This is a genomic window from Duganella fentianensis (assembly GCF_964031615.1).
GTDB classification, from domain to species: Bacteria; Pseudomonadota; Gammaproteobacteria; order Burkholderiales; family Burkholderiaceae_D; genus Rugamonas; species Rugamonas fentianensis_A.
In genome coordinates, this window is sequence record NZ_CAXIQN010000014.1 from 108618 (window position 1) to 133845 (window position 25228).

The window sequence follows — 25228 nt, forward strand, 5'->3', positions numbered from 1 at the left end:
ACCAGTGGCGGTGCAGGGCGAGAAATGCAGGTAAAACGGCGGGAAAACCGTAGACTATCTTGATTTTGCCTCAATTGTGGGCAGCGCCTGCTACAACACGTACAATAACGGTCTTGAATCTGTCCCACCCACACTTTTTGATCTGGAACTCACATGTCTGTCTACGAAAAACTGAAAGCACTCGACATCACCCTGGCTGCCCCTGCTACCCCGGCTGCGGCCTATGTTATGTATGCTCAAACGGGCAATCTGGTGTTCCTGTCCGGTCACATCGCCAAGCGCGCAGACGGCAGCGTATGGGTAGGCCAGCTGGGTAAGAATATCGATACGGCAGAAGGCAAAGCCGCGGCCCGCGCCATCGCCATCGATCTGATCGGCACCCTGCAGGCTGCCGTTGGCGGCGACCTGACCCGCGTCAAGCGCATCGTTAAAGTTATGAGTCTGGTGAACTCCACGGCGGATTTCACCGAACAGCATCTGGTCACCAACGGCGCCTCCGAGCTGCTGGGCGAAGTGTTCGGCGATGCCGGCAAACACGCCCGTTCGGCCTTCGGCGTTGCACAAATCCCGCTGGGCGCCTGCGTCGAAATCGAATTGATCGCGGAAGTCGCGTAAGCGGGCGGCCACTTATCCGTGGCTGTTCCTATTAAGAAAGCACGCCACAAGCGCGCTGATAGCATCACCGGCCCTGCCGGTTTTACTCTAGTGAGACAAGTATGAAAATCGAAAACCCTGCAACTATCCAGTGGCGCTTCTCGGAACGCGCCGACCAGCTGCAATCGTCCTTCATCCGCGAAATTCTGAAGATCACCCAGCAGCCGGAAATCATTTCCTTCGCTGGTGGCCTGCCTTCGCCGCTGACCTTCCCGGTCGACACCATGAAAGCGGCCTTCGACAAGGTGCTGAGCGAAAACGGTAAAGTGGCGCTGCAATACGGCCCGACCGACGGCTACCTGCCGCTGCGCCAGTGGATCGCCGATTCGCTGTCGACCAATGACGTGAAAATCGTGCCGGAACAGGTGCTGATGACCTCCGGTTCGCAACAGGCGCTGGACCTGCTGGGCAAAGTGCTGATCGACGAAGGCAGCCGCGTGCTGGTGGAAACCCCGTCCTATCTGGGCGCGCTGCAGGCCTTCTCGGTATATCGCCCCGAATTCAAATCGGTAGAGACCGACGAACACGGTCTGGTACCGTCCTCGCTGGATAAAGTGGCCGCCGGCGCGCGTCTGCTGTACGCCCTGCCTAACTTCCAGAATCCGACCGGCCGCTCGCTGTCGGTGGAACGCCGTGTGGAACTGGTAGAAACCTGCGCCCGTCTGGGCCTGCCGCTGATCGAGGATGATCCTTACGGCGCACTGAGCTACAAAGGCGCACCGGCACCGAAGATGGTGGCGATGAACCCTGATGGCGTCATCTACATGGGCTCCTTCTCCAAGGTCCTGACCCCCGGCATCCGTCTGGGCTACGTGGTAGCACCGCTGCCGCTGGTACGCCGTCTGGAACTGGCCAAACAGGCGGCCGACCTGCACACTTCGCAACTGACCCAGATGGTGGTCTACGATGTGATCAAGGACGGTTTCCTCGACCAGCACATCCCGAAAATCCGTACCCTGTACGGCGACCAATGCCAGGTCATGCTGGACGCCATGGCGCAGCACTTCCCATCCGCCGTGCAGTGGACCAAACCGGAAGGCGGCATGTTCATCTGGGTGACCCTGCCTAAGCACATCGACGCGATGAAACTGCTGGATGAAGCCATCGCCCAGAAAGTCGCGTTCGTACCGGGTTCGCCGTTCTACGCCAACGAGCCGGAAACCAATACCCTGCGCCTGTCCTTCGTGACCGTGCCGCCAGAGCGTATCCGTGCCGGTATCGAGATCCTCGGCAAACTGATCACGGCCAAACTGTAAGGCTGACATCAAGTATAAGAGCGGCTACGGCCGCTCTTTTTTTAGAAAAAAACAACAGCTTGCAAACGTCTTCATAGTGCTCAACGTTTATTTCCCGAAAAAAACATAATTATTTGTCCCATAAGTGCTGAGCTTGGCGTTATGATTTTGCACGTACCCCCAATTGATTAGCAGGACAGCCCTTGTTCACCCCAGTTAACCCTCTGCAACACGCTAGCCGACGTGATGCCGCGATTCTTATCGTGGACGACGCGCCGGAGAATCTGAGCGCCTTGCGGACTATGATGGTGCAACAGGGATACCAGACATTTGTCGCCAACAACGGCGAACGTGCGCTTAAAATCGCCCGCCGCGTCCATCCCGATCTGATTCTGCTCGACATACTCATGCCCGGCATGGATGGTCTGGAAACCTGCCGCCAGCTGAAAAGCCATGCGTCCACCCAGCGCATCCCTGTGATCTTCATGAGCGCCAAGACGGCGACGGAAGACGTGGTGGCCGGCTTCGATATCGGCGCAGTGGACTACATCAGCAAACCGCTGCGCATGGCCGAAGTGTGCGCCCGCGTGCGCACCCAGTTACAGATCCGCAGCCGTAGCGAAACCCAGGAAGAACAGGCCGAACGCCTGCGCGCCATCGTCAACAGCATGGCCGAAGGTCTGTTGATCATCGAGGCGGATGGCCGCATCCAGTTTGCCAACCCTGCCTGCGTCAATTATCTGGGCTATACGGAACAGGAACTGGCGGGCCGGAATATCTCCGAGCTGCTCAACCCCATGGTGGCGCAGGAATATCTCGATTACTTCCGCCGCTATGCGGCCGAGCCGGAATCGGCGCACAGCCACGGCACGCGCGAAGTGATCATCCGCCACCGCAACGGTAGTTCCGTCTGCATGGATCTGACGCTGACGCCTATGGTGCTGCGTCAGCCCCTGTTTGTCGGCCTGCTGCACGACATCACCCACCACAAGCAGTCGGAAGACGCGCTGCAGCGGGCTGCCATGATAGACCCGCTGACCAAGATCGCTAACCGGCGCCACTTCGATAGCTTCATCGAGAAGGAATGGCAGCGCGCCATGCGCAGCGGCCTGCCGCTCTCGCTGGTGGTACTCGATGTCGATCACTTCAAGCTGTATAACGATACGCTCGGCCATCCGGCCGGCGACGCCTGCCTGCAGCAGGTGGCGCAGGCCATCGCTGCCCATGCGCTGCGCCAGACCGATCTGGCCGCGCGCTATGGCGGCGAAGAATTCGTGCTGCTGTTTGCCGAAACCGATGGCGCCACGGCGCTGCAGATGGCCGAAGCCATCCGCGCCCGTATCGAAGGCCTGCAGATCCCGCACCCGCGCTCCAGCACTTCGCCATGGCTGACCGTCAGCATCGGTGTGGCGACGACTCACCCGCGCCATCTGGACAGCATAGAATCGCTGTTTGTGGCAGCCGACCGCGCCATGTACGTGGCCAAGGAACATGGCCGCAATCAGGTGCAGGCCACCCAGTGCGGCAGCAGCAGCGCGATGGATGCCATCAAAGCGCTGGTGATGCGCTAAGCCCTACATCTGCTCAGGGTAGCCGGTAATCTCGGCAATCTGCTGGTACATCGGCTGCAGCCGCTGGTACATATGCAGGTAGACGCGCTTGTACAGCTTGTCGTAGATCTGCCGGTTGGCAGCAATCGGCTGGAACACGCGGCCGGGACGGGTCATGGCGCGCGTCGCCGTATCGAAATCCTTATACAGGCCCAACCCCGCCGCCACAGCGATGGCCGCGCCCAGCCCCGAAGTTTCGTAGACATGCGCACGCACGGCAGGTAGGCCGAAGATATCGGCCGTCAGCTGCATCGCGGCATCGCTCTGCGAACCGCCACCGGCCACGCGCAGCTCCGTCACCGCTACCCCGCTACGCTTCTCGATACGCTCCTTACCTTCGCGCAGGGCATACGCCAGCCCCTCCAGTATGGCGCGGTACATGTGGGCGCGCGTGTGCACGTCGCCAAAGCCTATCATCGCTCCCTTGGCTTCCGGCCCCGGCGTCTTGATGCCGGGACTCCAGTACGGCTGCAGCATCAGACCCATGGAACCGGGCGGCACTTCGTTCACCAGCTGGTCGAACATGAATTCCGGCGCCAGCCCCTGCTCGGCGCCTGTGCGCTGTTCCAGATGGCCAAACTGCTCCTTGAACCAGTTCACCATCCAGTAACCGCGGAAGATCTGCACTTCCGTGCTGTAGCCCCCCGGGATTGCGGCCGGATATGGGGGAATCAGCGGCGTCACTTCCACGTATTTACGGCTGGTGGTATTGATGGTGGCCGTGGTGCCGTAACTGAGACAGGCGATGTGCGGCTCCAGCGCCCCAGCACCGATCACTTCGCAGGCCTTGTCGGCCGCCGCCGCCACCAGCGGCGTACCTTCGGGGATGCCGGTGAATGCTGCCGCGTCGGCCGTAATGGCGCCGATGATGGTGCCCGGCGCGACCAGTTCCGGCAGCATCTCCGGACGGATTTTCAACGCTTCCCATTTCCAGTCGCGCTTACCGGCCCACTTGTGAGCCTTGTAATCGAACGGCACGTAAGCCACTTGCGAACCGACCGAATCGACATGGCGGCCGCACAGGCGGAAATTCAAGAAGCCTGACAGCAGCAGATATTTATGGGTCTGCTGCCAGACTTCCGGCTGATACTGGGCGATCCAGTTGATCTCCGCTTCGCGGCGAAAGTATTCGATGGTGCCGGACAGGCCGGTGAGCTTGAAGGCAGTGCGCCACAACAGACTCAGTGGCGGCTGCGGCCCCACCCGGCGCTGATCCAGCCATGTGATGGCGGGCCGCAGCACCTTGCCGTCACGGTCTACATTTACCACCGTGCCACGCTGGGTGGTGACGGCCACGCCCTTGATGGCACTGCGCGGTACACTGCAGTTCTGCCACAGCTGCTGGCAGGCCTGCCCTACTGCGCGCCAGTAGCCATCAGCATCATGCTCGGCCCAGCCGGGGTGTTCGGAATAATAGGCCTGCAAATGCACTTGCGACTTCGCCACCAGTTCACCCTGCAGATCAAACAGCAGGGCGCGCACGCTCTGGGTGCCATTGTCGATAGAAAGAAGGTATTGCTCTGCCATGGTGCTCTGTCTCGTTTTTGTCGTTGTTATGCCAGCCCGTACTTATGCGGGCAGGCTGTAGTGCCTGTTCCATAATGCCACATAGGCCGCCAGTTCGGCATCCCAGCGCTGATCACTCCAGCCCAGTTCGGGCTGGCAGATGGCACGGATGCGCGGCATGATGGCCAGCCCGCCCTGCCGCAACTGCAGGCCGATGCGGCTGCGGCGCAACAGCAGATCTTCCAGCCGCTGCACGGATTCGCAACGCGCTGCCCAGCGCAGCTGCACCCAGCAAGTCTCCGTGCCGCCTATCAGATCCAGTTCATCGTCCTGCGCGGCGGCCAGCACCTGCGCTGTCAGTGCGCCATAGCGCCCCTGCAGCTTGTGCGCCATACCGGCCGGCAGTTGCGGCGTATGCGGCAGCGGCGCAGGCTGGGCGTCAAACACAGGGCACGGGCTCAGGTCGGCCTGCCAGTCCGGCAGCAGGCTGGCGACACGGCGCAAGGCATCGAGCGCAATCACGCGGAAGGTGGTCAGCTTGCCGCCCGTGACGGTCAGCAGGCCATGTTCCAGCCACAGCGCGTGGTCGCGCCCTTCCTTGGACGGATCGGCTTTGCCCGTATCGATCACGGGCCGCACGCCGGCATAGGTGGCGATTACATCGCGTTCGCTCAGTGCCAGTTGCGGGAACTGATCGTGCAGCACGGCCATCAGATATGCCACTTCAGCGCGCGTGATGCTGGCGTCGTGCGACATATTGTCTTTGTGATCGACGTCTGTAGTGCCCACCAGCGTCACGCCTTCCCACGGGAAGGCAAACACGGGACGGCCATCGTAAGGATGCATCAGGCTGATGGCTTGCGCCAGTGGCAAGCGCCATGCGGGCAGCACCAGATGGCTACCACGCAAAGGGCGCAGCCTGGGCTTGAGCGCAGTCCCGCTGGCAGCGGCATGCGCCGTAGCGTCGCCTGCCTGCAGGCGCAGGCCATCAGCCCATGCGCCGGTCGCGCTGATCACTACGCGGGCCCGCACGGCATACGCTGCCGCATGCGCGGCATCACTGTGCATGTCGCGCACCTGCACGCCAGTCACCTGCGCGTCATCGCGCAGCAGGCCCTGCACCACCATATAATTGAGCGCCACACCACCATGCGCCTGCGCTTCCTGCAGCACACGCAGCACCAGCCGCGCATCATCCGTCTTGGCATCGGTGTAGACCATGCCGCCTAGCAGGCCTTGGGTTGACACATTCGGCGCCAGCGCAGCGAACTCCGCGCGCTCGTAATAATGGCGGCTGCGCTGGCCGGCCAGCCGGTCATACATGGCTAGCCCGAGCAGGAACATCAGCTTGCCCGGCTTGCGTCCTGCATAGTGGCCGAAGGCGAAACTCTGCGGCTCCACCAGTCCGGCCGCCTGCTGCAGCAGATGTTCGCGCTCATGCACGGATTCGCGCGTCAGGCCGATCTGGCCTTCCTTCAGGTAGCGCAAGCCACCGTGCACCAGCTTGGAGGAACGGCTGGAGGTGCCCCAGGCGAAATCGCGCTGCTCCAGCAGCAGCGCTTTCAGACCGCGCCGCGCCGCTTCCAGCAGAATGCCGGCACCGGTAATGCCGCCACCGATCACTATCACATCCCACTGCTGCGCCAGCAAGGCAGGCAGCGCCGCCCGCCCCCCTTTGCGCCACACGGCGCTCATGGCAGCAGCTTTCCGGGGTTCATGATCTGCTGAGGATCGAAGTGGCTGAACAACGCCTGCATGGCTGATAGCCCCAGCTCGCCCTTCTCCGCTGCCAGATACGGCGCATGGTCAGTGCCCACACCGTGCTGATGACTGATGGTGCCGCCCTGCGCCACAATGGCCGAGCTGACCGCATGTTTGAGCGTGCGCCAGCGCGCCAGATCCTGTGCGTAATTGCCAGCCAGCCGGAACACAAACGTGGTGTACACGCTGGCGCCCTGCGCGTACAGATGCGACAGATGGGTGTAGGTATGCACTTTTTCGCCATACTGCGCCAGCGCCGCCGTGGCTGCCGCTTCCACCGTCTGCATCATGCTGCCCACGCGAGTCCAATCTACCGCCGTCTCCACCGTATCGATGGCATAGCCGTGCTGCCATGCGGCGTTACGCAGATACACATTGCGGAAGCGGTTCTGCTTCCACTTATCGCCCATGGCACGGCCGATATGCACGCCGCCCAGCGGCGCAGTGATTTCCAGCGCCGCCCGCAGCGCCGCCCTGGCTGCACGCTTTTGCCCGCTCACACCCAGCATCAGCATGCACTTCTGCTGTTTGCAGCCACGCAGCGCCAGATAGCTTTCCAGCATACCGATCAGGCGCTTGTGACCGGCCAGCGCCAGCATGGTGGTGGTCTCCAGCGGATTCGACAGCCGCAGCATGGACAGCGCCAGCCCCGCCTGCGCCAGCAGACGCACAGCCGTTTCGGCGCTCTGCCAGTCCGGCAGGAATACGGCATGGAAGGCTTCGTATTGCGGCAATGGCGTGACCCGCACCGTGGCTTCCGTCAGCACGCCCATGCGGCCTTCCGAACCCAGTACCAGTTCACGCAGATCGGTACCGGCCGCCGAGGCTGGGAAAGTCTGTATTCGCAGCGTCCCGGCCGGGGTCTCGACCACGCCGCCACGGAACAGCTGCTCGATGCGGCCATAACGCAGCGACTGCTGGCCGGACGAACGGGTGACCACCCAGCCGCCCAGCGAGGAATATTCAAAGGACTGGGGGAAGTGGCCCAGCGTGTAGCCGCGCGCACGCAGCTGTGCTTCCAGATCCGGCCCCAGCACGCCGGCACCGAAAGTCGCCAGCTGGGCTTCCGTATCCAGATAATGCATCTGGCGTAGCCGGCTCAGATTCACCGTCAGCACCGGCTGGGCACCGGCTGGTGCCGTCAGATGGCCCACCACACTAGTGCCGCCGCCTTGTGGTATCAGCGCCACGTTGTGGCGCTGCGCATACGCCAGCAGCATGCGGACGTCTTCACTGCTTTCCGGATAGGCCACACCATCGGGTGCCGTCTCGATCACGCCATAGCGCAGGCGCAGCCAGTCCGGCAGACTCTGCCCCAGCGCATTACGCAAGCGGACTTCCGCGTCGGTCTGTATCAGGCTGGCGACGCTGGCATCTGCCGGCAGCCGGCTCGCCGGAATGCTGGCGCAAGCCTGCTCCAGCGTAGCATCCGGCACCGCCGTACCGGCCCCTATGCGCTGCGCCAGAAATGCCAGCGCCTCATCATGCAGCGCAAACTCTACTGCTTCGTCTCCCCAACCGTTCCAGCGTCTCATCGTTTTCCTGTCAGCGTAGCGGCGCGCTTGCTATACTGGGGCGCGCCTAGTTTGAATGACACGAGAATAAAAGAAGCTGGAACACCGGTATTGCGCTTTCATGACAACCATCTTGTTCGATTATGCCAAGCCCGCACCCTGAGCACGCCCGGCGCGTGGCGGGCTCCTATCTGCAACCTCTGCTCGACGCCGCTGCGGCCCGCGGCGTGACGGCGGCTGCGCTGGAACAGGCGGCCGGTCTGGCCGCAGGCGCGCTGGCGCCGCTACCGGACAGCCTGCCCGCCAGCCTGTACGTGCAGTTGCTGGAACTGGGCGCGCAACTGGCGCAGGATGAACATTTCGGCCTGCACGTGGGCGAATGCGTCAAGCTGGGCACCTACAGCGTATATGGTCTGATACTCCTGAGCTGTCGCGATTTCGGCATGGCGCTGGAACAGACCATGCGCTACGAGCAGCTGGCCCATGATCTGGGGCGTTCGGCCATCACGGTGCAGGATGGCGTGGCTAACTACCACTGGCACAGCAATTATCCGGCCACCCAGCGCCATCTGGCCGACAGTGTGTTTGCCGGCATACGGGTGTTCGGTAACTGGCTGGCCGGCACCGCCCTGCCCGCCGCGCAGCTGCGCCTGACCCACGCGGGCGGGCCGCCACAACTGCGCGAGGAATATGTGCGGGTACTGGGCGCCATGCCGGTCTTTAACGCGGCAGAAAATTGTGCCAGCTTCGATGCGGCCATGCTGGGCTGGCCGGTGCCGAATGCCGATGTGAGCCTCTACCCCGTGCTGCAGCAGCACGCCGAACAGCTGCTGCGTCAGCGCGCAGCCCAGCCGCCGGACATCGGCGGGCAGGTGCATGCGGCCATCGTGCGCAATCTGGCACATGGTCAGGTGAGGCTGGCCACCATTGCCGATGAACTGGCACTATCGCCACGCACCCTGCAGCGCAAACTGAGCGAAGCGGGCGCCTCGTTCCAGCAGGTGCTCGATCAGGCCCGCTTTGCACTGGCGCGCGACTACCTGCGCCGGCCCGAACTGAGTCTGGTGGATATCGCTTTCCTGCTCGGCTATCAGGAGCAGAGTGCCTTCAACCACGCCTTCCGCGAATGGGCTGGCGTGAATCCGGGCGCCTACCGGCTGGAACAGCAGTAAGCCGCCCGTCCACTTCGGCGGCTATTTTTCCGCCACTTCCTTGAGGTTGGCAAGACCGGCCTCGAAGTCCTTGCCTATCATCTTGTCCATGCTGACAAATAGGCCCATCAGGCGGGTGGTAAAGTCGGCCGGCCCCGTCATGGTCCACACCACGGTAGTCATTTCGCCTTTGCTGGCCAGCGCAAAATCAGTCTGGCAGGCGGAGGCAAACGGCTTGATGAAATCCAGCTTGATCTGCACCAGTTCCGGCGCTTTCAGGCCGGTAATCTCCATCCGGCCGGCGCCTACTTTATCATCGCCTTCCCATGCATACACGGCGCCCAGATCTTCCGTTGCGCCGCTATAGGTACGCTTCATGGCGGGATCGAGCTTTTCCCATGGCGACCACTGGGTCCAGTGGTGGAAGTCGCTAATCAGCGGCTGGATACGTTCGGCCGGCGCCTTGATATCGATCTGGCGCTGCACGCGGAATGTAGTTGGCTGCACAGTCGCCATGCCCAGTATGATGGCGATCAGCAGCACGACACCTAGACCTATCTTCTTCAGCATTGTCCCTACCTCCTACGGAAATAAGGGGCGCACCAGCGCCCGCTACACTCAAGAACCCGGCTACTCAGGCCAGCGCTTCCTTGGCCGCTTCTTCCGGTGACAGACCATCGTAGAACAGATCAGTGAACCACTCCACCTGCTCCTCGATATGCTCCTGCGCCTGCGCCTGCGTGGCGCCGCCCTTCACCAGAAAACCTTCAACCTCGATACACCATTGAATCAGTTCCAGCGTTTCCGGATCCAGTTCTTCCTTCTTCTTTGCCATCTTCTACCTCCGTTACGCTATCAATAAGCGTCAGTGTAACAGGCCAGCGGCAGCAGCCCTACTTCTGCGGATACAGCACCACCTGCACATAATTTTCCCGATTCAGATAGGTGCGCGCACTATCTTTCAGATCCTCCGCCGTCAACGCTTCCACCCGCTGCGGATAGCTCAGTACATCGGCCGGATCGCTCTGATTGAAATAGGCATTCATCAGCACACTCTGCCAGTAGCCATTCTCGCGCAGATTCTTGCGATAGTTCTTCAGCCACGCCGCTTTGACCTTGTGCAGATCGGCCGGTTCAGCTCCATGCTCGGCAATGTTGGCGATTTCGGCAAACACGGCGGCCAGTACTTTGTCCACATTCTCCGGCGCACAGGGCAAGGTGGCCGTCACCGTGTAATGGGGATACGGCAGCCGCTCCATATTGCCGCGCAAGCCACCGCTATACATCACGCCCATTTTTTCGCGCAGCACTTCGATCAGCTTGATGTTCAAGACTTCGATCAGCCCCTGCAGCCGCATACGCTCGCGCGGTGAAAACTGCGCCTCGCCCGTGAACGTCAGCGTCACCGTGCTTTTCGGCTCGCTGCCCGCATACACCTCGCGCTTGACCACGCCCCGCACGGGCCGCACGCCGTCGTCACGGAAAGCGGTGGCCAGCTCGGCCACCGGCAGACTGGCCAGATAGGTCGCCAACAGAGGCTTGACCTGCTCCACCTCGAAACTACCCGTCATGAAGAAACTGAAGTCACGCGCGCTGGACAGGCGACTGCGGTACAGCTCCAGCACCTTATCCAGTTTTAACTGATCGAAATCGGCCGGCTTGGGTGCCCGTGGCACGCGCGGCTGCTGCGGGTACAGCGCGGCCGCCATGGCATCCTCTAGCAGCGCTTCCGGCCGCGCCAGATTATTCCGCGCCAGTTCGCGCTGGCGTTCCACAAAGGACTGGAAGATGGCGCTATCGCTGCGCGGCGCCGTCATATTCAGATGCACCAGCTGCAGCATGCTTTCGATGTCGGCACGGCCGGAGGCACCACTGACTGTTTCATTGACACCGGCGAGGCTGGCAGCTGCACCCGCACTTTTCCCTGCCAGTACCTTGACGATATCGGCCGGTGTGAAATCCTGCACCCCCATCTGATTCACAATGCTGCTGGCATAGCGCGCACTGAACAGGTCCTCGTCACCGAATAGCGACCAGCCGCCAAAACGCAAACCCGTCAGTATCACCTGATCGTTGTTGAAATCGGTCGGCTTGAGTACCACCTTGACACCATTACTGAGCACCAGCCGGGTCAGCCCCAGCACCTCGTCGCGGCTTTCGCTGACGATGCTGCCCGCTTGGGGCGGCTGCGTCATCAGCTGGCGCGCCACCGCCTTCTCGTGCTGCGCCACCACGCCGCGCTGCTCCGCCGCACTGGCCAGCGCCAGCATCTCGCCCGCCTGCGGCGCCGTGCTGCCGGCACCGGCGCTACCGGTGTACACCATCAGCTTGCTGCCGCCGTCCGGTAACTGGGCGCGTGCCGCCGCATTCAGTTCAGCCAGCGTCATTTCCGGTATCAGCGCCTGTGCATAGCGGTACTCCGCTTCGATGCCGGGGATGGTTTCCTGTTCGAGGAAATTGCGGATCAGTTCAGCCGCGTAATTGGCCGAATCGGACTTCTCGCGCTCGTTATACATACGTTCGTAATTGCGCAGCATGCCTTTCTTGGCACGTTCCAGTTCCGCCTCGCTAAAGCCGAACTGGCGGGCGCGCTGACTCTCCTGCAGCAAAGCCTGTATCGCTGGCGCCACCCCATCTTTGCCCAGCAAGGCACCGGCACTGAACGAACGGTAGCCATGCACGATCGCGTTCATGCCTGCGCCAGCCTGCAGATACGGCGGCTTGGCCTGCTGGCTCAATTCATACAGCCGCATATTCAGCAGCGTCGCCACCATGTTTTCCAGCAGCTTGTTGCGATAGTCCCCCACCGTACGCCCTTGCGGCGCCGGCGTGACGGGATAGCGGATGAACACGGAATTGTTGGCGATTTCCTTATCCGTGTACACCACTTCTTCCGGCTTGGTGCGGGCCGGGATTTTCGCGTACTGGTGCGGCCGTGCATGGTGTGGATTTTTCAGCCCGCCAAAATGCTGCTCGATCAGCGCACGCGCGCGTGCCGGTTCGATATCGCCTACCACCACCACCGCCATCAGGTCCGGCCGGTACCAGTCGCGATAGAAACGCCGGATCGCCTCATATTTGAAGTTCTTCAGCACGGCTTCCTGCCCGATGGGCAGACGGCGCGCGTATTGCGAGCCGTTGAACAGCTTGGGCAGCAGCACCTTGTTGACGCGATCATCGACACCTTTACCGATGCGCAGTTCTTCCAGCACGATGCCACGCTCGCTGTCGATATCGGCATCGTTGAGCGACAGGCCATGCGCCCAGTCTTCCAGTACCTGAAAGCCCTGCGCCACCACTTCCGGCTTGTCGGTCGGCAGCGGCAGAATGTAGATGGTCTCATTGAAGCTGGTGGAGGCGTTCAGATCAGCGCCGAACTTCACCCCCACCGACTGCAGGTAGGACACCAGTTCGTTACGCTTGAAATGGGTCGAGCCATTAAAGGCCATGTGTTCGAGGAAGTGCGCCAGCCCTTGCTGGTCATCGTCTTCCTGCATCGAACCCGCTTTGACCACCAGCCGCAACTCCAGCCGCTTTTCCGGTCTGGCGTTTTTCTGGATGTAGTAGGTCAGGCCATTGGGCAGTTTGCCCAGTATGACTTGCGGGCCAACGGGGATGGCATCGGATAGCTTGAATGCGGCAGCGGCAGGCGGGGCGACGGCAGCCGTGGCGGCCAGCGCCAGCGAGCTTGCGGAAAACAGCGCGGCCAGCACCGCGCGACGGAGGAAAGCTACTGGCAGACCTGACTTCATACCTGACGCATCCGGAAAAAACGAAAGGCCTACCTTACACTGAAACGCCTCGCTTGGGAGGAAATCATCGCAGCAGGTAAGGGAAAGCCTTACACCGGATCACAACAGGGCTTCTGCTAGAATTCCGCCATGAACAATTCGCGCCTTGTCTACTCCACCGAAACGGGACGTGTATGTCCCGCCTGCAGCCAGCCAGTCGCCGCATGCCGCTGCAAGGCTGCCAGCAAAGCCCACCCTTTAGGCGATGGCAATATCAAAGTCTCACGCGAAAGCAAAGGCCGTGGTGGCAAGACCGTGACACTGGTCAAAGGCATGGCACTTGACGCAGATGCACTGGCCACACTGGGCAAACAGCTACGCAGCGCCTGCGGTTCCGGCGGCACCGTCAAGGAAGGCGTGATCGAGATTCAGGGCGACCACTGCGACAAAGTGATGGCAGCGCTGCAGAAACAGGGCTATCAGCCCAAACGCGTGGGCGGCTAGGCAGATCCAGCCGCCAGCGCTGCCGCTTCGCGCAGCTTGTCCTTCTTGCTCTTGCGCTTGCCCTTGATACCACCATTGACGGTATCCGTCACCGAATTGGCGGCTGGCGGCGGCAGCGTCTCTTCCGGCTCGAACCCGCGCACCTGTTCCCGCTCCAGACGGATTTCCTGCCGTTTCTCGATCAGCCGCATATGCTGTTCCGTCTCGGCGCTGACAAAACTGATGGCCACACCGCTTTCACCGGCACGTCCCGTGCGGCCGATGCGGTGGGTATAGTCCACCGCCGAACGGGGCAGATCGTAATTCACCACGGCAGGCAGACGGGCAATATCGATGCCGCGTGCCGCCACGTCCGTCGCCACCATCACCTGCAGGCGGCAGGCCTTGAAATCAGCCAGCACTTCGGTGCGCGCGCCCTGACTGAATTCGCCATGGAAGGCGGCAGCGCGGATGCCATTACGATTGAGCTTATCGGCCACATGTTCGGCTGCATATTTAGTGGCAACGAACACCAGCACGCGGCTCCACTGGTTTTCCTTGATCAGATGCTTGAGCAGCATAGTACGGCGCGGCACATCGACCATGATGGCACGCTGCACGATATCGGGTTTGCTGACCGGCTCGGACAGCACTTCCACCCGTTCCGGCTGATGCAGCATGCGCTCGGCCAGTGCCTGCACCAGCGGCGGGAAGGTAGCCGAGAAGAACAGGTTCTGGCGCTGCGGCGGCAACAGCGAGAGGATGCGGTTCAACTCTTCGCTGAAGCCCAGATCCAGCAAGCGATCCGCCTCGTCCAGCACGAACATGGCAGTGCGGCCAATTTTCAGGGCATTGTGATCGATCAGATCGAGCAGGCGGCCGGGCGTGGCCACCACGATATCGGCACCGCCGCGCAAAGCCATCATCTGCGGGTTGATGGAGACCCCGCCAAATACGATGGCTACCTTGATCTGCATGGGCAGATGTGCCACCAGCTTGCGGATCGATTCGCCCACCTGTACCGCCAGCTCGCGGGTTGGCACCAGCACCAGCCCGTGCAGCTGGCGTGCCCCGCTGCGGTTATCCAGCAGCGACTGCAGCAGCGGCAGCGCAAAGGCGGCCGTCTTGCCGGAACCGGTCTGCGCGGCGCCCAGCACATCGCCACCGCGCAGGATGACGGGAATGGCAGCGCGCTGGATCGCGGTCGGCACTGCATAGCCGATTTCAGTCACGGCGTTGACCAGCGGGGGAACCAGGCCCAGAGAGGAGAAAGACATGTCGGCCTTAGTGAACTTAGTGAATATGGTGAATGATCAAAAAAACAAGCAATCCGGTGAATACTGCGCAAGTATAAAGCATGTAGTCACCACCACTGCAGCGCGATTTGCCCTTGCCCCGCATTCGTGGGAACATAGGGTTTTCCACTGAGCGCAAGAATATGATCAACTGGGACGCCCACGCCTGCCTGCCACAGCACCCGCAGGCCGATTTCACCCCGGTGCAACGCCTGCACGCTGCCGGTGTCAATTACGTTTCGCTCAACGTAGGCGCCGACATGAATCCGGTCACGCAGATCATGTCCGTCATCGCCGGCTACCGCGCCACCATCGCCGCCAATCCCGACCGCTATGCGCTGGTTGCTAGCGTCGACGACATCATTCAGGCAGCGGCCGACGGCCGCATCGCCATCAGCTTCGATCTGGAAGGCGCGCTACCACTGCTGGAACAGCCGGAAATGATTCCGCTGTACGCCCAGCTAGGCGTGCGCCAGATACACTTCGCCTATAACCGCAACAACAGCGTGGCCGATGGCTGCCACGACCTGCCGCGCGGCCTCACGCCGCTCGGCCATAGCATGGTGGCTGCCGTCAATGATGCGGGCATCCTGATGGATTGCTCGCACACGGGGCGGCTGTGCAGCCTCGATATCATGTCGGCTTCGTCGCAGCCGGTCATCTTCAGCCATGCCAACCCTTACACGCTGGTGCCGCACGGCCGCAACATCACCGATGAGCAGATCCGCGCCTGTGCCGCCACGGGTGGCGTGGTCTGCGTATCCGGTCTGTCGTGGTTCCTCGGTCAGGAACATCCCACTGCCGACGATGTGGCGCGCCATGTGGCCTATGTGGCCGATCTGGTGGGCGTATCGCACGCCGGCATCGGCCTCGATATCTGCTTTACCCAGCCGGAACTGGATGACACACCACCGGGCGCGTTCGATCCATCCTACTGGTGGCCCGCCTCGGCCGGCTACAGCGCCGACCGCGCGCCCACATTCACGCCACCGGAAGTATGGCGCCAGCTTCCCGCCGCCCTGCGCAAAGTGGGCCTGAACGACAACGAAGCGGAGCTGGTACTGGGCCGTAACATGATGCGCGTGGCCCAGCAGGTCTGGAGCGTGGCTCGCTAAGGTGCTGGTGTCAGCTCTTTGCAGTCATCCTGGTCGAAGGCGCTCTGGAACTGCAACACCTGCCCGCCCACTTGCAGAGCCTTGATGGTGGGCGCCACTAGCTGGAACTGGCCCAGTTTGAGCCGTTCCACCAGCGCAGGGCAGGAACTGCCTCCTAGCGCCAGCCGCCCCTGCAAGGCCCACTGCCCGTCAGTTTCGCGCCGGTACAGCGCCGGCCCCGGATAGCCGGCACCGCTAAACAGCAGCACTTCCGGCTGGCCATCGCCATCTGTATCGAGCAGCAGCGCATCGCACTTCTGCCCTGCCGTGGTCAGGCAGGCTGGCACAGGCCCCGCGCTACCCTGCCAGCGCTGGCTGGCAAAACTCTCCGGCAGGCTGGCCCCCTGCGGCCAGATCGTCAGGTTGTCGCGCACGGCCAGCGGCGTCCCCAGTCCGGCCTTGAGTGGCGTCCATGGCTGGACTTCCTTCAGCGCTTTAGCGGCCTGCTCGCGTATCCAGGCCGCCTCCGGCCCGCTATTTTGCTGCGCCAGCTGCTCCAGCGCCTGCTGACCATAGCGCTGCCCCTGGAAGCGCAGATAGTGGAAATCGAACAGGGCCGGCTTGGTGCGTCCTTTAGCCAGCCGCGCCATCTGGTTATTCACCGACAGCCGGGCCGGATCGGCCAAGGGCGTGAGCAGCGCCATCAGCACCGCCAGCAGCACCAGCGCGGTGGCCACATTGACGATGGCTATCGGCACCAGCCAGGTTTCATAACGCTGCGCCGCCCATGCATAGCCGAAGGCATAGCAGCTGGCCACCACCAGCGCGGCGGCAGCAATCACCCGGTCCACCGTCCAGCCATAATCATGCACGCGCAAGCCCAGCGCATACACTGCAATGGCTGTCAGCGGCAGGATCAGCAGCGCGGCCACGCGCGCACTCACGCGTACCGCCAGCGCCGCTTTGACATGGCCGTTCTGGAAGGCAGCGTTGATCAGCACGATCAGCACGGCATCGGCAGCCAGCAGCAAGGCAGTGGCGTGGCCCGTGCTCCACAAGGCGGCCAGCCCCGTGAACGGCAAGGTGCACAGGAAGCCGGTGATGATGACGGCCGCCACCAGCAGCAGCCATGACAGCAGCATCAGCAGCAGGCTGCGGATGCCGTGCACGATGGCCGGCCGCACGTCCGTCAGATGCATGGCGCACGACCATGCGAAGCAGATGACGGGCACGTTGAACCACGCCTCGGTCAGCATTTTCTTGAAGAAGTCCAGCTTGAGCATGGCGAACAGGCCGCTGCCCATCAGCAGCACCAGCCACAGCGCCCCGACGAAGACGGCGGAAAACAGCAGCTGTACCACCAGCTTCCACGACAGATCGAAATAGCGGTCGTAGCTGGCAATGCGGCGCTGATCGAGCGCACCGGCCAGCACCAGCGTATGGGCAATGAACAGGAACACGGCGCCGCACGGCAGCACGGGGCCGGCCAGCACCCGCCATGCCAGAATTCCGCCCTGCCCCGGCGCCAGCTGCAGTTCCACATTGCGCTGCACCGCGTGCAGCGCCATCGCCAGTACCACGCCGGCCGCGACCAGCATCCACAGCGCCAGCTTTTTCGGCGCCATATGGCCCATGGCCGAAATCAGCATGGCCGGCAGCAGCAGCCCGGCCATCAGCAGCGGCGCCATCACGGCCGGTGTGCTGGCCAGCCAGCCGCCCTGCTGGGCCGAACGGTAGATCCAGTACAGCAGCGCGCCCTGTAACAGCCCGGTCAGCAGCCGCCAGCCCATGACCCGCTGACTCACCTGCGCAGCGGGCAGCAATTCATCCTGCTCCATGCTCATCCTTCCTGATCGCGATAGCTCGCAGTATGGCATAGCTCACCCGCGCCCTGCTGTCTGACGTTTATTATTTGACATGATAGACACAGCAGCCGATGCGCCAGCGCCATAGACGCTATAATGACAGGCTGCTGTATTGCATTCTGCTCTTTTTTCAACGATCCGCCTCTGGTCCGTCACGTGAATCCACATCTCGACAAGCTGCAATCCTATCCGTTCGAAAAACTGCGCCAGCTGTTCTCGCAGGTTAGTCCCAATCCCCAATATAGCGCCATCAGTCTGGGCATGGGGGAGCCCAAGCACCCTACGCCGAAATTCATCCAGCAGGCGCTGATCGACCATATCGATGGTCTGGCCAACTACCCGACCACGGTAGGTAGTGATGCCCTGCGCGGTGCCATTGCCGGCTGGCTGGAACGCCGCTACGGCATTCCCAAACTGAACCCTGCCACCCAGGTCCTGCCCGTCAACGGCTCGCGCGAAGCGCTGTTTGCCCTGACCCAGACGGTGGTCGATCCGGCCGCCAAATCGCTGGTGGTGAGCCCGAATCCGTTCTACCAGATCTACGAAGGCGCGGCCTATCTGGCCGGTGCCCAGCCCTATTTCGTCAATTCCGACCCTAGCCGCAACTTCGGCTGCGACTACGACAGCATTCCGGCCGACGTGTGGCAACGGGTGGCGCTGCTGTTCCTGTGCTCGCCCGGTAATCCGACCGGCGCGGTGCTCAGCCTGACCGACTGGGAAAACCTGTTTGCCCTGTCCGAGCGCTATAACTTCGTGATCGCCGCCGACGAATGCTATTCCGAGATCTACCACGGCAGCGAAGCGCCACTGGGCGCCATGCAGGCAGCCCACATACTGGGCCTGTCCACGGTCGAGCGCCCGTATGCACGGCTGGTGGTATTTTCCAGCCTGTCCAAGCGCTCCAACGTACCGGGCATGCGCTCGGGCTTTGTGGCGGGCGACGCCGAAGTACTGAAAAAATTCCTGTTGTACCGCACCTATCACGGCGGCGCCATGAGCCCTGCCGTGCAAGCTGCGTCTGTCGCGGCCTGGAACGACGAAACCCACGTCGAACAGAACCGCGAAAAATACCGTGCGAAATTCGCCGCCATCACCCCGCTGCTGCAGCCGCATCTGCAGGTGGAACTGCCGGACGCCGGCTTCTACCTGTGGGCCGATGTCAGCCAGACGGGCCTGAGCGACACCGAATTCGCCCAGCGTCTGTACGCCGAATATAATGTCACGGTACTGCCGGGCAGCTATCTGGCGCGCGACGCCCACGGCATCAATCCGGGCCGCAACCGTATCCGTATGGCGCTGGTCGCCGAAACGGAAGAAGGTCTGGAAGCTGCCCAGCGCATCGTTCAATTCTGCAAATCCCTTACTCAATAAGACCGCACATCATGAGCCAACAACTCCAGAACATCATCGACCAGGCATGGGAAGACCGCGCCAACATCAACCCGGCCAATGGCAGCGCCGAACTGCGTGACGCTGTGTCGCACGTGATCGCCGGTCTGGATGCCGGCACCATCCGCGTGGCCGAAAAAACCGGCGCTGACTGGGTGGTCAACCAGTGGGTCAAAAAAGCCGTGCTGCTGTCGTTCCGCCTCGAGAACAACGTCGTTATGCCATCCGACGGCACCATGCAGTTCTACGACAAGGTTCCGACCAAGTTCGCCAACTATACGCCGGAAGATTTCGCAAAGGGCGGTTTCCGCGTGGTGCCGCCTGCCGTGGCACGTCGTGGTTCCTTCATCGCCAAGAACGTGGTGCTGATGCCTTCCTACGTCAACATCGGCGCCTACGTCGATGAAGGCGCCATGATCGACACCTGGGCTACCGTCGGCTCCTGCGCCCAGATCGGCAAGAACGTGCACCTGTCCGGCGGCGTCGGCATCGGTGGCGTGCTGGAACCGATGCAGGCCAATCCGACCATCATCGAAGACAACTGCTTCATCGGCGCCCGTTCGGAAATCGTCGAAGGCGTGATCGTGGAAGAGAACTCGGTGATCTCGATGGGCGTGTACATCGGCCAGTCGACCAAGATCTACGACCGTGCTACCGGCGAAGTGAGCTACGGCCGCGTGCCGGCCGGCTCGGTGGTGGTATCGGGCAGCCTGCCTTCGGATGACGGCAAGTACTCGCTGTACTGCGCCGTGATCGTCAAACGCGTGGATGCCAAGACCCGCGCCAAGACCGGCATCAACGAACTGCTGCGCGGTATCTAAGCCGGACAGCACCAGCGGGGATCTGATCCCCGCTTTTTTTTTGCGGGGAGGTGGTGATGGCCATGCAGCGCTTGTTCCAGCTGATGCAGGAGCAGAAAGCTTCGGATATGTTTTTCGCCGTGCAGACGCCGGTGCATCTGAAAATCAACGGCGAGCTCATCCCCATCAACCAGCAGGCGCTCAGCGCCGACAACATCCATGCGCTGCTGGCCGAAATCGCCACGCCAGAACAGCTGGCCGAACTGGCGCGCAGCAATGAACTCAATATCGGCATCAGCGTGCCCGGGCTGGGACGTTTCCGCCTGTCGGCCTTCCGCCAGCGGGGACAGATTTCCGCCGTATTCCGCTACATTCCCGCCGCCATACCCAGCCTGACCGAGCTGCGCCTGCCACCCGTGCTGGCCCAGCTGATCATGGAAAAGCGCGGCCTGCTGCTGATGGTGGGCGCCACCGGCTCCGGCAAATCCACCACCATTGCCGCCATGCTGGACCAGCGCAATGCCGAACGCAGCGGCCATATCCTGACGCTGGAAGACCCGATCGAATATCTGTTCCAGAACCGCAAATCCATCGTCAACCAGCGCGAAATCGGCAGCGATGCCAGCGACTTCGCCACCGCCCTGCGCAACGCCATGCGGCAGGCGCCGGACTGCATCGTGATCGGCGAAATCCGCGACCGCGAAGCGATGGCCGCCGCACTCGCGTATGCCCAGTCCGGCCATCTGGTGATCGCCACCCTGCATGCCAACAATGCCTACAATGCGCTGCACCGCATCCTCAGCTTCTACCCGATCGAGAACCGCCCTGCGCTGCTGCAGGATCTGGCCTCGACCCTGAAAGCCATCGTCAGCCAGCGCCTGCTGGCTTCAGCTAGCGGCGGCCAGCGCACCGCTGCCGTCGAAGTGATGCTGAATACCCGCCACATCTCGGAGCTGATCGAACAGGGCGAGATCGTGCAGATCCGCGACGCCATGGAACAGAGTCTGTCACCCGGCTCGCAAACCTTCGAGCAGGCTTTGCTCGCGCTGCTGCAGCAGGGCCAGATCACGCAGGATGAAGCGCTGGCTCACGCCGATTCGGCTACCAATCTGCTGTGGCTACTGAATAACGGACCGGATAGCCGCAGCAGCGGCAGCAGCGCAGCACAGCCCGACGCGGCGACGACTTCGTTTTCCGGCTTTAAGCTGAACGGCTGAACAGCTGAACAGCTAGGCGCCTAGCGCACTTCGCGCGCCAGCTTCAGCATCTGGTAGCTGATGGCCAGACCGCGCCGCCGCGATTCGGTCTGGTTGATGCGGAAGGCCAGACCATCCGGCTCGATCACCAGCCCGATCACGGCGCCACTGCGGAACGATTCCGGCGTTTCGCCCACGATCAGCACCGGATCATCCCCCAGCGCTTCCTGCCAGCGGCGCAGATCACCACGCACGCCGCTACCCAGCACCAGTAGCTGGCACTGGCCGGCCCGCTGCGGCTCGCTCAGGGTAACGATATGGGCACCATTCTGCGCCACCGCGCGCAGCGCTTCCTGCAACGCCGCATCACCCGCAACGCAGTAGGTAAATTCGCGCGCCGGGGGCGGTGGCCACTGGGTCAGCTGGGCAAAACGATAAATGAACGCCGCCTTCAGTTGCAGCAGATCGGCCGCCGCAGCGCCACCACAGCACAGCATCAGCGCCATGGCGGCCAGACCGTGCGCAGCGTAGCGCGGCTTCATAGACCGAAATTCCGCGTCAGCGTCAGGCGTACGCTACGCCCGTCCTGCAACAGAGGAAAACCTTCGCCGGCGGGACGGGCAAAGTAACGCACATCGGCCAGATTGTAGACCGACAGCGCCACCTCGTAGCCGGCCGGACGCCACAGCAGCGTGCTATTGAGCAGCGCGTAGCCGGGCAGCGACAGGCCGCGGCTGGTGGTACGGCTTTCGCTCAGCACCTGCCAGCTCCAGCGCAGGCGCTCACCGGCCAGCGGCCATCCGTAGGACGATTTCACCATCACACCGGGCGAACTATCGAGCCGCTGCCCCTGGCTATCGGTGGTGCGCTGGAGTGACACCCCCAGTTGCCACTGCTGGCCGGCGGACCAGCGCCGTTCCAGCCCCAGTTCCATGCCATGGCTGCGGATGGCGCCACTGTTCTCGAATACGCCCAGTTCATGATTGACGCTGATCAGGTCACGCATGCGCGAACTGTAGAGCGAAGCGCGGTACTGCAGCTGCGGCGTCAGGCGCTGCTCCCACGCCAGTTCCAGCGTACGGATCCGTTCCGGCGTCGGCAGCGCCGCCTCGAGCGGTGCATTCACATGGTATTCGTACAGATTGGCGGCGCGGAAAGCGCTGCCATACATCAGTTTCAGGCTGGCGTCCGGCACCCCGCTCCAGCTCCATGCCAGACGGGGGTTGGTGCTGGCGCCACCGGCGCGCGCTTCATCGTGACGCAGGCCCAGCGTCAGCTGCTGGGTGTCACTCAGCGTCCAGGCATCCTGCAGGAACAGGCCGTGACGCCGGTTCACGCCGTAGAAATATTCGAACAGCGTGCCATCGCTGAGGCCATAGTCTATGGTCTGGGTGCGATCGTACTGGTATTCGAAGCCGGCCATCAGATTATGGTTGTGCCAGCGCTGGGTACTGATGCGCAGATCGGCATTCCACCAGCTACCGCGGGCACGGCTGCGGTATTCGTTCCAGCGCATGGCCGTATCGATGAAGGGATAGATGCCCACGTAGTCGGTATGCTTGGCCGACAGTGCAGCATATACCAGCCAGTCCTGCCCCAGGCTACGCTGATACTCCATGACGGCAAAACCGTTTTCCGAGATGCGCCGGTCCTGCACGATAGGCACCGGCGCAGCGTCGCCGATGAATTCGGCCATGCCATGCTCGCGCCGGCTGGCACCGGCCCGCAAGGTCCAGTCGCCATATTTGAACATGCCCAGCAGGCGCTGGCCACGGTCCCAGTTATGTTCGCTCACCTGCTCCTGCAGATCGGGCCGCACCAGAAACTGCATGCCGATGCGTGTCTGTTCGAATGCGCTGAGCGCCAGCCAGCTCTCCCAGCCCTGCTCCGAGCGGTGGCCCACACTCAGGCGTCCTTCGCGTTTGCGCTGGCTATCGGTATTCACGCGGGCCTGCACGCCGTGCAGCTTGTCCACGCCCTTGGTGATGATGTTGACCACACCGAAGAAGGCATTATTCCCGTAGAGCGCCGAGCCGGGACCGGGCGCATATTCGACCCGGTCGATCAGATCCACATCGACCATGAACTCCGGTCCGATCAGGCCCGCATCGTAGATGTTTTCGTTGATGCGCATACCATCGATCAGGAACAGCAGGCGCGCATTGTAATCACCGGGACGGCCCAGCCCCCGCGCGCCCACGTAATAGAACTCGCCATCGTCCTTGACGTACAGCCCCGGCATGGTACGCAGAATGTCGCCCATATTGCGCAGGGCCAGACGGGCGATTTCATTGTCCGTAACCACATAGGTCACAGCCGGTGCCTGCGTGGCACTGCGGGCAAATCGCGAAGAAGTGGATTCCTCGATCTCGCGCGTGACTTCGTTGCTACTCTGTTTCAGCAGTTCTTCCAGTGTCGGGGGATCGCCTGCGCCATTCTGCTGGGCCTGGGCCTGCGCCTGCCATAGCAGCAGCGCCAGCACCACGCTGCCGGCGTGCTTAAGTCTGGCCATGCTGTGGCCTCCTGAAAGTATTTTTGCCAGCCCGCTTGGCTTCGTACATGGCGTGATCGGAAGCGTTCAGCAGCGCCGTTGCTTCCGTCGCATCGATCGGCGCAAAGGCCAGCCCCACGGTGGCGCCGATCGGCATCACGGCGCCACGGATGGTCATGGTCACGCGCACCGCATCGATCAGGCGCTGGGCCAGCTGTTCGGCCACTGCCTCGTCGGGCAGTTCCGGCAGGATCAGGGCAAACTCGTCGCCGCCCAGCCGGCACAGCACATCGCGCGAGCGCACCGCAGCCGACATGCGGCGCGATACCTCGCACAGCACTTCATCGCCCACATCGTGGCCATACTGGTCGTTGACCTTCTTGAAGTTATCCAGATCGATAAACATCAGCGCCATCAGCTCGCCGTGGTCCACGCACAGCGTCAAGTGGCGCTGAAGTTCCCCCTGAAAGAACAGCCGGTTGGGTAGTCCGGTCAGGCTATCCTTGTGCGCCAGCCGCTGGAATTTCTGCCCCGCCTCATGTTCCTGCGCCAGCTGCAGACGCAAATCGGCCTGCCAGATTTCTATGCGCTTGAGCATTTCGTTGAAGCGTTCGCTCAGCCGCCCCACTTCATCGCGCCGGTAGATGGTGGCACGCTTGCTGTAATCGCGCTGCTGCGCAATCTGCTCGGCCAGATGGGACAATTCCACCAGCGGACGCAGCGCACGGCGCTGTACCAGCACCAGCCCGCGCCATGCCACCAGTATCATCAGGACCATCAGGGCGATTGCCACCGTACTCAGTAACAGCAACGATAAGTGCAGGCTGGCCAGACTTTCGCGCAGCACCAGCACCCCTACCAGCTCATTCTTGAGCCGGATCGGCGCCCACACTTCCAGTGCACTCCAGCCCGCAGTACTCTGCACCCCGGCCAGCGCCAGACCGGCGGGCGGCAGCTCGGCCTGTGCAGGCGCGGCCTGCCGCCCGGCCTGCCAGTGGGCGAACAGCACGCCATCGGCGGTCTGCACCTGCACGAGCTGCAGATCACTACGGCGCGAGAAGGCTTCCAGTTCGATCTGGGCGGCGCCGCGATCGGCAAACACCAGCATGGGGGAGACACTATTGGCCAGCAGGCTGGCACTCAGTTCGGCACTGTGCAGCTGGCGTTCGCGCGCCACATACCAGGTAGCAGTGGCCAGCAGCAGAAAAGTCAGCACCATGGTCATGCTGAGCAAGCGCAGATTCAGCCGGGTCAGTCGTTTGACCAGTGAGTCGGCAGGAGGCAGCACGGCGGAAGTAGCTGGTTTCATGGGCGCTTGCAACAGACTGGGCGCGCCGTGCTGGCGCAGCCGCGGAAATCGGTTTTTCCGTAAGGAATCTTCTTTCCGAAATTGTAAGCGTAATACCGTGAAAAGTCGCGCTTAAGCGGCGCCGGCGTGGCGGCGCCGCCACCA

The 25228-nt window shown here is 62.4% G+C and carries 20 protein-coding genes; 9 read left to right on the forward strand and 11 right to left on the reverse strand.

The window, feature by feature from the left end:
- Positions 1 to 153 precede the first annotated feature (153 nt).
- The 3 genes from ABNT42_RS10225 to ABNT42_RS10235 all read left to right on the forward strand — a co-directional run bounded on the left by ABNT42_RS10225 (position 154) and on the right by ABNT42_RS10235 (position 3460).
- Complete coding sequence (locus ABNT42_RS10225; protein WP_155435048.1) at positions 154 to 615, forward strand: RidA family protein; 462 nt, start codon at positions 154 to 156, stop codon at positions 613 to 615.
- A gap of 101 nt (positions 616 to 716) precedes the next feature.
- On the forward strand, positions 717 to 1910 hold the full coding sequence (locus ABNT42_RS10230; protein ID WP_348696650.1) for a PLP-dependent aminotransferase family protein: 1194 nt from the start codon (positions 717 to 719) through the stop codon (positions 1908 to 1910).
- Positions 1911 to 2092: 182 nt separating this feature from the next.
- Complete coding sequence (locus ABNT42_RS10235) at positions 2093 to 3460, forward strand: diguanylate cyclase (RefSeq protein ID WP_348696652.1); 1368 nt, start codon at positions 2093 to 2095, stop codon at positions 3458 to 3460.
- Positions 3461 to 3463: 3 nt separating this feature from the next.
- Here ABNT42_RS10235 and ABNT42_RS10240 read toward each other — a convergent pair whose 3' ends face one another.
- The 3 genes from ABNT42_RS10240 to ABNT42_RS10250 are packed head-to-tail and all read right to left on the reverse strand — an operon-like array spanning position 3464 to position 8301.
- On the reverse strand, positions 3464 to 5026 hold the full coding sequence (locus ABNT42_RS10240) for an FGGY-family carbohydrate kinase (protein ID WP_348696654.1): 1563 nt from the start codon (positions 5024 to 5026) through the stop codon (positions 3464 to 3466).
- Positions 5027 to 5068: 42 nt separating this feature from the next.
- A complete protein-coding gene (locus ABNT42_RS10245) occupies positions 5069 to 6700 on the reverse strand; it encodes a glycerol-3-phosphate dehydrogenase/oxidase (protein ID WP_348696656.1) in 1632 nt (543 codons plus the stop codon).
- Complete coding sequence (locus ABNT42_RS10250; protein ID WP_348696657.1) at positions 6697 to 8301, reverse strand: FAD-binding oxidoreductase; 1605 nt, start codon at positions 8299 to 8301, stop codon at positions 6697 to 6699. The genes ABNT42_RS10245 and ABNT42_RS10250 overlap by 4 nt, the downstream gene beginning before the upstream one ends.
- A 122-nt stretch (positions 8302 to 8423) precedes the next feature.
- On the opposite strand from ABNT42_RS10250, the gene ABNT42_RS10255 reads away from it, so the two are divergent.
- Positions 8424 to 9452: an AraC family transcriptional regulator ligand-binding domain-containing protein gene (locus tag ABNT42_RS10255; RefSeq protein ID WP_348696659.1), complete on the forward strand. Its 1029-nt coding sequence runs from the start codon at positions 8424 to 8426 to the stop codon at positions 9450 to 9452.
- Between the two features lie 21 nt (positions 9453 to 9473).
- On the opposite strand, the gene ABNT42_RS10260 is transcribed toward ABNT42_RS10255, so the two are convergent.
- From ABNT42_RS10260 to ABNT42_RS10270, 3 genes are all read right to left on the reverse strand, one after another.
- Positions 9474 to 10001 (reverse strand): SRPBCC family protein, encoded by a 528-nt coding sequence (locus ABNT42_RS10260; RefSeq protein WP_348696661.1) that lies wholly within the window; start codon positions 9999 to 10001, stop codon positions 9474 to 9476.
- Positions 10002 to 10065: 64 nt separating this feature from the next.
- Positions 10066 to 10266, reverse strand: a complete 201-nt coding sequence (locus ABNT42_RS10265) for a hypothetical protein (protein WP_155435041.1) — start codon at positions 10264 to 10266, stop codon at positions 10066 to 10068.
- A 58-nt stretch (positions 10267 to 10324) separates the two neighbouring features.
- Positions 10325 to 13183, reverse strand: a complete 2859-nt coding sequence (locus ABNT42_RS10270; protein ID WP_348696663.1) for an insulinase family protein — start codon at positions 13181 to 13183, stop codon at positions 10325 to 10327.
- A 129-nt stretch (positions 13184 to 13312) separates the two neighbouring features.
- On the opposite strand from ABNT42_RS10270, the gene ABNT42_RS10275 reads away from it, so the two are divergent.
- Positions 13313 to 13666 carry a translation initiation factor Sui1 gene (locus tag ABNT42_RS10275; RefSeq protein WP_348696665.1) on the forward strand — a complete coding sequence of 118 codons (354 nt, stop codon included), beginning with the start codon at positions 13313 to 13315 and terminating at the stop codon, positions 13664 to 13666.
- Here ABNT42_RS10275 and ABNT42_RS10280 read toward each other — a convergent pair.
- Positions 13663 to 14922: a DEAD/DEAH box helicase gene (locus ABNT42_RS10280; RefSeq protein ID WP_348696667.1), complete on the reverse strand. Its 1260-nt coding sequence runs from the start codon at positions 14920 to 14922 to the stop codon at positions 13663 to 13665. The two genes, ABNT42_RS10275 and ABNT42_RS10280, sit on opposite strands and share 4 nt — an antisense overlap.
- Positions 14923 to 15083: 161 nt before the next feature.
- Between ABNT42_RS10280 and ABNT42_RS10285 the strand changes: the two genes are divergently transcribed.
- Positions 15084 to 16055, forward strand: coding sequence for a membrane dipeptidase (locus tag ABNT42_RS10285; RefSeq protein ID WP_348696669.1), 972 nt, complete (start codon positions 15084 to 15086; stop codon positions 16053 to 16055).
- Here the strand turns inward: ABNT42_RS10285 and ABNT42_RS10290 are convergent.
- Entirely contained in the window at positions 16052 to 17872 is a 1821-nt protein-coding gene (locus ABNT42_RS10290) for a DUF4153 domain-containing protein (RefSeq protein ID WP_348696671.1), read from the reverse strand. The two genes, ABNT42_RS10285 and ABNT42_RS10290, sit on opposite strands and share 4 nt — an antisense overlap.
- Before the next feature lie 183 nt (positions 17873 to 18055).
- Here ABNT42_RS10290 and dapC point away from each other — a divergent pair, with 183 nt between their 5' ends.
- From dapC to ABNT42_RS10305, 3 genes are read left to right on the forward strand one after another with little or no spacing between them, the layout of a single operon-like run.
- Complete coding sequence (dapC, locus tag ABNT42_RS10295; RefSeq protein ID WP_348696673.1) at positions 18056 to 19270, forward strand: succinyldiaminopimelate transaminase; 1215 nt, start codon at positions 18056 to 18058, stop codon at positions 19268 to 19270.
- Between the two features lie 11 nt (positions 19271 to 19281).
- Positions 19282 to 20109 carry a 2,3,4,5-tetrahydropyridine-2,6-dicarboxylate N-succinyltransferase gene (dapD, locus tag ABNT42_RS10300; RefSeq protein WP_348696675.1) on the forward strand — a complete coding sequence of 276 codons (828 nt, stop codon included), beginning with the start codon at positions 19282 to 19284 and terminating at the stop codon, positions 20107 to 20109.
- Positions 20110 to 20165: 56 nt separating this feature from the next.
- Positions 20166 to 21305 carry a PilT/PilU family type 4a pilus ATPase gene (locus ABNT42_RS10305; protein WP_348696677.1) on the forward strand — a complete coding sequence of 380 codons (1140 nt, stop codon included), beginning with the start codon at positions 20166 to 20168 and terminating at the stop codon, positions 21303 to 21305.
- A 20-nt stretch (positions 21306 to 21325) separates the two neighbouring features.
- Here ABNT42_RS10305 and ABNT42_RS10310 read toward each other — a convergent pair whose 3' ends face one another.
- From ABNT42_RS10310 to ABNT42_RS10320, 3 genes are read right to left on the reverse strand one after another with little or no spacing between them, the layout of a single operon-like run.
- Positions 21326 to 21826: a YfiR family protein gene (locus ABNT42_RS10310; RefSeq protein WP_348696679.1), complete on the reverse strand. Its 501-nt coding sequence runs from the start codon at positions 21824 to 21826 to the stop codon at positions 21326 to 21328.
- Entirely contained in the window at positions 21823 to 23796 is a 1974-nt protein-coding gene (locus tag ABNT42_RS10315; protein WP_348696681.1) for a TonB-dependent receptor, read from the reverse strand. The genes ABNT42_RS10310 and ABNT42_RS10315 overlap by 4 nt, the downstream gene beginning before the upstream one ends.
- Positions 23783 to 25084, reverse strand: coding sequence for a diguanylate cyclase (locus ABNT42_RS10320; protein ID WP_348696683.1), 1302 nt, complete (start codon positions 25082 to 25084; stop codon positions 23783 to 23785). The genes ABNT42_RS10315 and ABNT42_RS10320 overlap by 14 nt, the downstream gene beginning before the upstream one ends.
- Positions 25085 to 25228 lie beyond the last annotated feature (144 nt).

Excerpts from the sequence above, each read along its gene's own strand:
- ABNT42_RS10315 (WP_348696681.1), bottom strand. The coding sequence starts at position 23,796 with ATGGCCAGACTTAAGCACGCCGGCAGCGTGGTGCTGGCGCTGCTGCTA.
- ABNT42_RS10320 (WP_348696683.1), bottom strand. The coding sequence starts at position 25,084 with ATGAAACCAGCTACTTCCGCCGTGCTGCCTCCTGCCGACTCACTGGTC.
- ABNT42_RS10240 (WP_348696654.1), bottom strand. The coding sequence starts at position 5,026 with ATGGCAGAGCAATACCTTCTTTCTATCGACAATGGCACCCAGAGCGTG.
- ABNT42_RS10255 (WP_348696659.1), top strand. The coding sequence starts at position 8,424 with ATGCCAAGCCCGCACCCTGAGCACGCCCGGCGCGTGGCGGGCTCCTAT.
- ABNT42_RS10265 (WP_155435041.1), bottom strand. The coding sequence starts at position 10,266 with ATGGCAAAGAAGAAGGAAGAACTGGATCCGGAAACGCTGGAACTGATT.
- ABNT42_RS10225 (WP_155435048.1), top strand. The coding sequence starts at position 154 with ATGTCTGTCTACGAAAAACTGAAAGCACTCGACATCACCCTGGCTGCC.
- ABNT42_RS10285 (WP_348696669.1), top strand. The coding sequence starts at position 15,084 with ATGATCAACTGGGACGCCCACGCCTGCCTGCCACAGCACCCGCAGGCC.
- dapD (WP_348696675.1), top strand. The coding sequence starts at position 19,282 with ATGAGCCAACAACTCCAGAACATCATCGACCAGGCATGGGAAGACCGC.
- ABNT42_RS10270 (WP_348696663.1), bottom strand. The coding sequence starts at position 13,183 with ATGAAGTCAGGTCTGCCAGTAGCTTTCCTCCGTCGCGCGGTGCTGGCC.
- ABNT42_RS10245 (WP_348696656.1), bottom strand. The coding sequence starts at position 6,700 with ATGAGCGCCGTGTGGCGCAAAGGGGGGCGGGCGGCGCTGCCTGCCTTG.
- ABNT42_RS10250 (WP_348696657.1), bottom strand. The coding sequence starts at position 8,301 with ATGAGACGCTGGAACGGTTGGGGAGACGAAGCAGTAGAGTTTGCGCTG.
- ABNT42_RS10260 (WP_348696661.1), bottom strand. The coding sequence starts at position 10,001 with ATGCTGAAGAAGATAGGTCTAGGTGTCGTGCTGCTGATCGCCATCATA.
- ABNT42_RS10305 (WP_348696677.1), top strand. The coding sequence starts at position 20,166 with ATGGCCATGCAGCGCTTGTTCCAGCTGATGCAGGAGCAGAAAGCTTCG.
- ABNT42_RS10275 (WP_348696665.1), top strand. The coding sequence starts at position 13,313 with ATGAACAATTCGCGCCTTGTCTACTCCACCGAAACGGGACGTGTATGT.
- ABNT42_RS10280 (WP_348696667.1), bottom strand. The coding sequence starts at position 14,922 with ATGTCTTTCTCCTCTCTGGGCCTGGTTCCCCCGCTGGTCAACGCCGTG.
- ABNT42_RS10230 (WP_348696650.1), top strand. The coding sequence starts at position 717 with ATGAAAATCGAAAACCCTGCAACTATCCAGTGGCGCTTCTCGGAACGC.
- ABNT42_RS10310 (WP_348696679.1), bottom strand. The coding sequence starts at position 21,826 with ATGAAGCCGCGCTACGCTGCGCACGGTCTGGCCGCCATGGCGCTGATG.
- ABNT42_RS10290 (WP_348696671.1), bottom strand. The coding sequence starts at position 17,872 with ATGGAGCAGGATGAATTGCTGCCCGCTGCGCAGGTGAGTCAGCGGGTC.